Origin of the sequence: Gordonia sp. 852002-51296_SCH5728562-b (assembly GCF_001665475.1) — a bacterium.
Lineage (GTDB): Bacteria > Actinomycetota > Actinomycetes > Mycobacteriales > Mycobacteriaceae > Gordonia > Gordonia sputi.
Genome location: NZ_LZMI01000071.1, coordinates 1 through 7,158 on the forward strand (window position 1 = coordinate 1; position 7,158 = coordinate 7,158).

The following is a 7,158-nucleotide window of genomic DNA, read 5'->3' on the forward strand; positions in this document are numbered from 1 at the left end:
CGCGGCCGGATTCATCGTGCAGCGGCGCAGCAACTATCACTCCGACGACGAGGGTGCCCAGACGCGGTATCGAGAAGAGGTCTCGTGACGTCGACGTGCCCGTTGGGTAGCTCGTCGACGCCCCCGACGTACTCGAGTGAATCTCCACTTCTCGATACCGCTGGTACTGGCAGCCGTGATTGATAATGTCCCGATGACTGCGGAATCGTCAAGCTCCACTTCCACAACCGCCGGAGCCGACGCCGAGCACCAACCCAAACGGCGGCCCAGCCGCGCGAACGTCCAAGCCGACATCAGGGCCGCTGCGCGCGAGGTCTTCCTTGAGCGGGGATACGCCAACGCGTCGCTGGAGATGATCGCGGGGCGTGCGGGCTACTCCAAGGGCGCGGTGTACTCGAACTTCGCCAGCAAGGGCGCGTTGTTCATGGACCTGACGTCGTCTGTGTTCACCGAGCGGGCCACGGGCTTCACGGCACCCGCGCTGGTGCCGACGTCGGAGAGCGCCGACCCCGAGACGGACATGCGCTTCCTGGCGCTGATGATCCTCAAACAGATCCGCGACACGTACCGGACCAATGTGGTGTTCGCGGAGTTCCGGTCGGAGGTCGATCGCGACCCGCAGTTGCTCGAGGACTACACCGCCGCGCGGGCACAGCTCGCCGAGTCGCTCGCGGCGAACATCGAAGAGGTCGTGGCTGCTCGACACCTGCGACTGCGGGTGCCTGCGCTCGACGCCGCCGTGCTCGTTCTGGCGCTGATCAACGGACTCTCGCTCGAGTACGTCGGGCGCGAGGGCGAGCACGTGCTGTCGGTCGACACCGTGGCCCGGGTGTTGCTGTCGTTGGTGGAAGCGGCCTGAGAGCCGCGTAGCACACGGCTCCGACGTCGAAGCCGTTGCATCCGTTGCGGTTTCGCGCAGCCGTCGATCTCAGCTGGTGATCGGGGTTTGTTGGTTCGTGCGATAGTCGATCATCTCCTCAGACAGCGCGCGTCGGATGATCCGCGTCCGTGCCAGATTCACGGCGGCGCTGGTGATCAGCAGGTAACTGAGAACGGCGTTAGCCGGCCTAGTCTGCTCGCCCGCGGGTTGCTCGACTCGGCTGCAGAAGCGGTCGATCCGGAATTGATCGGCTCCGAGCGCGGCTACGTCGTGAGACGCGTGGTCGAGGGCTCTTCGATACATGAGTTCCGCGGTGGCCGCGACGTCGCGCCGTGGTTGCGGGCTCCCCCACTCGCCGTCGGCCAACAGCCTGCTCATTGCCTCGACCTCGGCCGCCAGGCTCGCGTGCTCCTCCGCACCCGTCACGAGCACTATTGAATACCAGCAGGCCCGGCCGTCTTTCAGCAGAGGTCGACCGCGACAAAACAAAAGGTCAGGCCGCATTCCGCAACCTGACCTGATGTACCGCTTTGAGCTGAACTGCTCGTGGTGGTGAGCGGTTTATCTGGCCAGGCCAGGGGCACTATCATTCCGTAGTTTCCAGAGACTTATTGCAAGCTTTCCAGCGAATTTTTCGGGCTGCGGCACGACCGCCACCTGGCTCGCTCGATGCGCTGGGGCGCGCGTGCTCGGTTCGCCCGCCATCTCGTCATCAGAACCTTGCACGACACATACCCGCCGCTGAACGCCCGAATCCTTAGGTCGGGCTCAAATGCAGCCAGAACTCCAGAGAGTTTACTAGGACACAAGACCGGCCGGTCACCTCATCGCGTGGTGACCGGCCGACAGCATTTTCGGCTAGGTGAGCGGTGGAGGCTTTGCTGGCTCGTGGCCGAGGTCCTCTTGGAGTCTTCGTCGCTTGACGTCGATGCACTCTTTTCGCGCGCGCTTTGGGTTGAACCCGTCTTGAGTCTCCAGGTTGATGGCTGCAAAGGCGGCCGCGACCGTGAGCGCGATGAACGGCTCGCGGCGGGGCCCCGAGCACAGATGCGAGAGACCTGCTCCATCTCGGCCCTTTACCCGACTGAACCGTTGCTCGGTGAGCGCGCGGCGGCCCTCGAAGATGAGTGCGTGGTCCCAGGTGCCTGTGATTGGGTCGAGCTCGAAGTACCGGACCATCAGCTTCTCGAACTTGGTGCCACGCTCGGAGTTCGACGGCGCCTCACGAAACGCCGCCATCACCTGGTGAATCGACCCCATCTCTGATGCCTCCAGTCAGTCTGTCACGCCTGAGCCGAAACCCTATCGGGTGGGAGTAGAGGTTTCGGGCACCCGCATGGAGCGCGTACTACGGCGGTTTGCAATAGTCGCACAGGTCCCCGATGCGCTCGCCCGTGTCCAGGCCACTCGGACCGCACGGGCGCGGTGGGGCGGCATCGAAGGGCTCCTCACATGATCAATAGGGCGGCGATCGCGTCGGCACTGCCCGCAACGTTTTCAGCGGCGGCTGTCGAGCTGTGGGTGTTCACGTGCAAACGTGCACCACCAGGTTCGCCTTCATGATTGCCACGTCGGAAAATGTAGTGGCAATGGTATGTGGAACAGCAGAACTGCGTATCCCAAACAAAGGGAGACAAAAGCGATTAGTGTGAAGAAGACTGAGAATCGTAGGTAACAAATTGTCGTCGCGGTCTCATTGCTTTGCCATCTTCTGAAATCGTTCTCGGTGGTGAGTGCGTGTAACCGTGGCCAGCCGAACGATGCCCGTAGCGCGCAGATGAATGCGATTGTGGCTCCCAGCACGCCGATGCCCAACAGCCAAGCGGCGTCGGCAATCTGTTGGTTGCTTTGGGCTTTGATGATGTCCGGAGTGGCGACTAGTCCCACGAGTGTCGATGCAAGCGTGCCGAGGCCAATGCTGTTTCGCCAGTTCTGCGCGGCGGATCTGACCGCAGCCAATTGGGACTCCGCAAGTGCGTCTCGGCGCTTGCGGTATTCAATCTCGGCGTCAGTAGCGGCACGAGTGGCCGTAATGCGGAAGCTCTTAGCCATCGCTGGTGATCTCGACAACCCACGAGCGGCCGCAGCCGATCTGACCTGCAGGTGCGTCCTTGTGCCGATGGGGGCATTGGCATGTCAGTGTCACGTCGATGGCTCCGCTGCCCTGGCCTGCGGGTCGCGATGATGAAGCTGGTAGGACTTTCAGTGAGTACGTGTAAGTGAAGTCGCCGAAACAGTATGGGCACCGGCCTTCGAAGCGAATCATGCGATTCCGGGTTTTCGGGACTGGTGTGATGGCAGCTGCTGCGGCCGTGTCGTGGCAGATGGCCCCGTCTGAATTCTCCGAGTAGGGCAAGTCGCTGTGCTCACGCCCCGCGTCGCCACTCATATCGACTCGCTACGCCCGCGCGCGCGTGCTTGAAGTCGCGCTTGGGCCAGTGCGTAGAGGTCTTCTTCGATGTGATCTACGGCGTGTATTCGAACGGCGACAGCAAATCTCTGCGTCTGGTATTCCTTCTTTTGGGCCTTTGTCCACCACGGCGTGTGGTCGTGGGTGAGTACCAAGTAGTACCGCTGGTCGTCTTCGCTCCATCCGGCTTTGGGAGTGTCGTACTTTCGATAGACAAGAGTGTCTGAGAGCAGACTGGAAACCGGAGGGCGAAGGGCGACGGCTTTTGGCTTGTCGTACTTCGTCAGTGACGAATTGTGTTTGACTTCTGCCTCGGTGGGCTGCTGAGCGTAGGCGCGCGCAAGGTCGTCGAAGCTGGCCTTGTTGTGGAAATCGAACGTGATTCGCCCGCCGATGTAGTCTCTTCTGCTTCGTCGTGTCGGTGGGTCGTAGGCAAGAGCCACCCTCAGTTCGCGGTGCAACGCGCCGCGCGCAAACTCTGGCGGAATCGGTATCTCCAGAATCGTGTGGGAGCTCGTTGCCATGACGCCCTCGTACACAAAAGTCACCCGATCACTCTCACTCTCAAGGGCTTCCGCAGCATTAGGGACGCCGTAGGTTGCGACGACGGCTTCGTCGTTGTCGCAGGTGTTGGGCGGCGCTTGGCCAGCGAGTGCCGTGAGCGCGCGCAGCAGGTTTGCGCCCGCCTCGGGGTAGCGCGTTTTGATGCGTGCGATTTCGTGTGCTACTTGCGGCGCCGCGTAGCTCGTGCCCCAAACCGCGCCGAACAGTCGGCCATTACGTGGCGGGATGAGCGCGATCGCGGCAAGGTTGGGGTCATCGAGAATGACCTGGTCGGTGTCCCGATCCCATCCCCAAGTTCCGCCGTACCCTGCAAATTCAGGTTTCTGACGCCCAGCCTTGTTTGTGCCTCGCACCGGGCCGGTTCGGCTGAACGGCGCAGCCTCGCCGCGGTCGGCGATGTGGATACCGTGTGGCCACCGACTCCGGTCCAAAGCCGTGTCGTGTGCTTGCGAGCCCACCGTCACCGCTAGGGCAGCGGTGCCAGGGGCTGCGACACGGGCGGTGTCGGAATTGAGGTAATTCGGATAGTCAGCATGCCAGTGTTTGCCGTCGATGCTGGTGACATTGCCTGCACTGACTACCACGACCAAATCATGCTCTCGACACTTGTCGTCGACGGTGGCAGAGAGGTCGGAGATGAGGGCACCGTCATCGGCGAAGGCGTATGCGTAGGCAAGTACGACTACTTTCACCTTCTCTTCGGCGAACCAGTCAAGCGCCGCGGCGACCATTTCGGATGCATTGCCAACAAACTGTGGGTCGAAATGCTCATTGGCCTGGGCCACCCTCGCTACGTAAATCGGATGCGGCTGAGCGTCGTGGTCGGGATCAAGGAGGTCGGCGACCCTGCCCCACGCTGCAAAGCCGGCTACGTGAGTTCCGTGGCGGGTTGGCTGCCCGAATGCGAAGCCGTCGGGAAATGACCGCTGCTCGACGACTACTCCGTTCAACCACGGGTTGGCGGTGACTACAAGGTCGTCGATGATGCCAATCGGCGCTCCTTCGGGCAGTAGTGTATCGCCTGGCACAGAGGTAGATGTCAGGTCTCGCTGCGACACGGTCACCTGCAGGGGACCACGAATCTTTTCGACGTAAGGATGTTGGGACACCGCACGAAATGTATTGGCGTCCACCGTTGCCCGAATCAGCAGCCGGTCTGAATGCTCGCTATCGAAGGCTGTGACGCGCACGCGTTCATCTTCCTGGCCGAACTCGTCGATCAGTGCTCGGACGGCGGTGACTCGCTTGGCGCCTTCAGCTCGTGCACCCCGGGTTGCCAGAGAGGTCGGCCACAGGGCTATGTCCAGCTCGATTGTGGTGTCGTCGTCGGGCTCGCTCAGCGTTGGCGCAATGCGGTCTTCCGCGCTATAGAGGCTGATGCCGTCGATACCGTCGAGAATCTCACGCCAGGCGACGACGAGTGACCCGAGGCTGTCGGGGTCGTCGACATAAGTCTGCACGTACTGACGAAGCAGCTCTCGGGATTGGGCGTTGGTCAACGCGTAGAAGTGGGCTGTGTCGGTGAATGCGAGGGCTTGCATCCCCGCGGTGTTGAACGGGCCCGACTTTCCCGTGAATCGACCGGTGAACTTGAGCACAATTTCGCCCAGATCCCGGGCATCAATCTCGCCGTCGTCGTCATCATTGGCTGGCGAGTCGAAGAGACCTGCAGTGGAGCTTTCCAAGCCTTCGAGAATCCCGCGAAGCGTCGTGGCGTGCCTACCCCGGTCGAAGTCCTGCTCGGGTGGAACCCTTCGCGAGACGCGCTTCGTCGGTAACGGGCGGGCCGCGAGCAGTCTGAGGTGGTCAGCCATCCAACCACCGTACGACATGACTGGGGCCGAGTTGCGTCCAACGCGCATGCGCCGAGTCAGAGCCAGGGACGAGTCGTCGTTTCTTGAAGAGCAGCGTGAATGTCGCTGTCCCGGATGGTCTTAGCGCCCGCCAGCAGGCTGCGACGCCGAACAGAATATGCAAAGTATTCCGCGGCGGCGTGGGGTAAGCCGTCGAGTTCGCCGAGATACTTCTCAGCGAGCGTGAAAGCCTTCGAAGGTAGAGCACGACTGACGATGGCGGCAGATTCAGCGGGTGTGGGCAAACCGAGTTCGACAACCGAGTCAAACCGGCGCCACAAAGCAGAGTCGAGGACCTGTGAGTGATTTGTGGCTGCGACGATCAGGGACGGTCCGGTGTACCTGTCGATCTGCTGTAGCACCGCATTCACCACGCGACGCAGTTCGCCGTGGTCGGTGGGGTCGTCTCGCATCTTGCCCAGACTGTCGAACTCATCCAGAAACAAAACATAGGACCCAGTTGCGGCGAAGTCGAACAGATTACTCAGATTGGTGGAGGTCTCGCCGAGGTAGCTCGACATCAACCCTTCCACTCGTGCGGTGACCAACGGTCGACCGAGTTCATGGGCGAGCGCGGACACCGCTGAGGTCTTTCCGCATCCTGGTGGCCCTGACAGCAGTAGCCTGTTGCGACGAGGAATGCCTGCGGCGTCAAGGTCTGTCCAGTGACGAACTTCGGTGATGAGTTGGCGCAGTGCGTCTTCGACTGCAGGCTGCAGGATCAGGTCATCGAGCATCCTGTCTGCCAGCTCGACACGGGCAAGTGGTAGTGCACTGTCCCGGTCCACCGGGGGCTCCGGCATGGAGATGCTCTCATTGACGCCCAAAGCTGAGTTTGCGGCCAGCAAGCTTCGCAGTTCACGAGCGAGCACCGTGTGACGCTTGGCTTCCTCTTCGCTAATGATCGCCTGCGCTGCCCGGCGGAACTTGAGGTCGTCACGTTGCCCGTAAGCCACGATCATGTCGCGGATGTGACGCCCAGCCATGCGCACAAGCCTAACACCGAGACGGTGCGTACGGTTAGTTAATTTTTTGCTAGGTTGATGCCGTGCCCGCGGGACGTCATTCGAGAGCTGATTTCAAGCACGAAAGCCGTAGTCAGGAGCTTCGACTTGCGTTGCGCAAACAAAGATCAGAAGTGCTAAAAATTTCGCGATCAGAACTGGCGGCTCGCTCAGGGGTCAGTGCATCTACGATCCAGGCAATTGAGTCCGGAAGGGCAAAGGAACCCGGGGTATTCACAGTGGTTTCGCTCGCCGTAGCGTTGAATCTCGATCTCGGGCCCATGATGCGTTCATTGACCGCACCGATCCGCCTGCGGCCGCTGGTGTCTGAGCCCAGCGTGAGCGGTCCGCGCCAATCGCCGGACGAAACCTAGTGTCCTGAGTCATTAATTGTCATTCGGTTGTTAGGCTAGGGAATGGCAACCCGGGGTCCGCGAGCAGTGGATA

Annotated in this window: 7 protein-coding genes; 2 read left to right on the plus strand and 5 right to left on the minus strand. The window is 61.3% G+C overall.

The features are described from left to right. The first annotated feature begins 193 nt into the window (after window positions 1-193). Window positions 194-859, plus strand: a complete 666-nt coding sequence (locus A5766_RS13380; protein WP_064905026.1) for a TetR/AcrR family transcriptional regulator — start codon at window positions 194-196, stop codon at window positions 857-859. A 69-nt stretch (window positions 860-928) separates the two neighbouring features. Here the strand turns inward: A5766_RS13380 and A5766_RS13385 are convergent, their stop codons facing one another. From A5766_RS13385 to A5766_RS13405, 5 genes are all read right to left on the minus strand, one after another. Beyond that, on the minus strand, window positions 929-1,306 hold the full coding sequence (locus tag A5766_RS13385) for a hypothetical protein (protein WP_156527458.1): 378 nt from the start codon (window positions 1,304-1,306) through the stop codon (window positions 929-931). 432 nt (window positions 1,307-1,738) lie between these two features. Beyond that, window positions 1,739-2,140, minus strand: coding sequence for a hypothetical protein (locus A5766_RS13390; protein WP_082965516.1), 402 nt, complete (start codon window positions 2,138-2,140; stop codon window positions 1,739-1,741). 297 nt (window positions 2,141-2,437) lie between these two features. Then, a complete protein-coding gene (locus tag A5766_RS13395; RefSeq protein WP_064905019.1) occupies window positions 2,438-2,932 on the minus strand; it encodes a hypothetical protein in 495 nt (164 codons plus the stop codon). Window positions 2,933-3,265: 333 nt separating this feature from the next. Beyond that, window positions 3,266-5,353, minus strand: a complete 2,088-nt coding sequence (locus tag A5766_RS13400; protein WP_231894641.1) for a S8 family serine peptidase — start codon at window positions 5,351-5,353, stop codon at window positions 3,266-3,268. Window positions 5,354-5,724: 371 nt separating this feature from the next. Then, window positions 5,725-6,693 carry an AAA family ATPase gene (locus tag A5766_RS13405; protein ID WP_064905023.1) on the minus strand — a complete coding sequence of 323 codons (969 nt, stop codon included), beginning with the start codon at window positions 6,691-6,693 and terminating at the stop codon, window positions 5,725-5,727. 62 nt (window positions 6,694-6,755) lie between these two features. Here A5766_RS13405 and A5766_RS25535 point away from each other — a divergent pair, with 62 nt between their 5' ends. Further along, window positions 6,756-7,085 (plus strand): helix-turn-helix domain-containing protein, encoded by a 330-nt coding sequence (locus A5766_RS25535; RefSeq protein WP_082965517.1) that lies wholly within the window; start codon window positions 6,756-6,758, stop codon window positions 7,083-7,085. Window positions 7,086-7,158: the final 73 nt, after the last annotated feature.

Coding starts and splice junctions, on each gene's coding strand:
- A5766_RS13380 (WP_064905026.1), top strand. CDS start 194: ATGACTGCGGAATCGTCAAGCTCCACTTCCACAACCGCCGGAGCCGAC.
- A5766_RS13390 (WP_082965516.1), bottom strand. CDS start 2,140: ATGGGGTCGATTCACCAGGTGATGGCGGCGTTTCGTGAGGCGCCGTCG.
- A5766_RS13395 (WP_064905019.1), bottom strand. CDS start 2,932: ATGGCTAAGAGCTTCCGCATTACGGCCACTCGTGCCGCTACTGACGCC.
- A5766_RS13405 (WP_064905023.1), bottom strand. CDS start 6,693: ATGGCTGGGCGTCACATCCGCGACATGATCGTGGCTTACGGGCAACGT.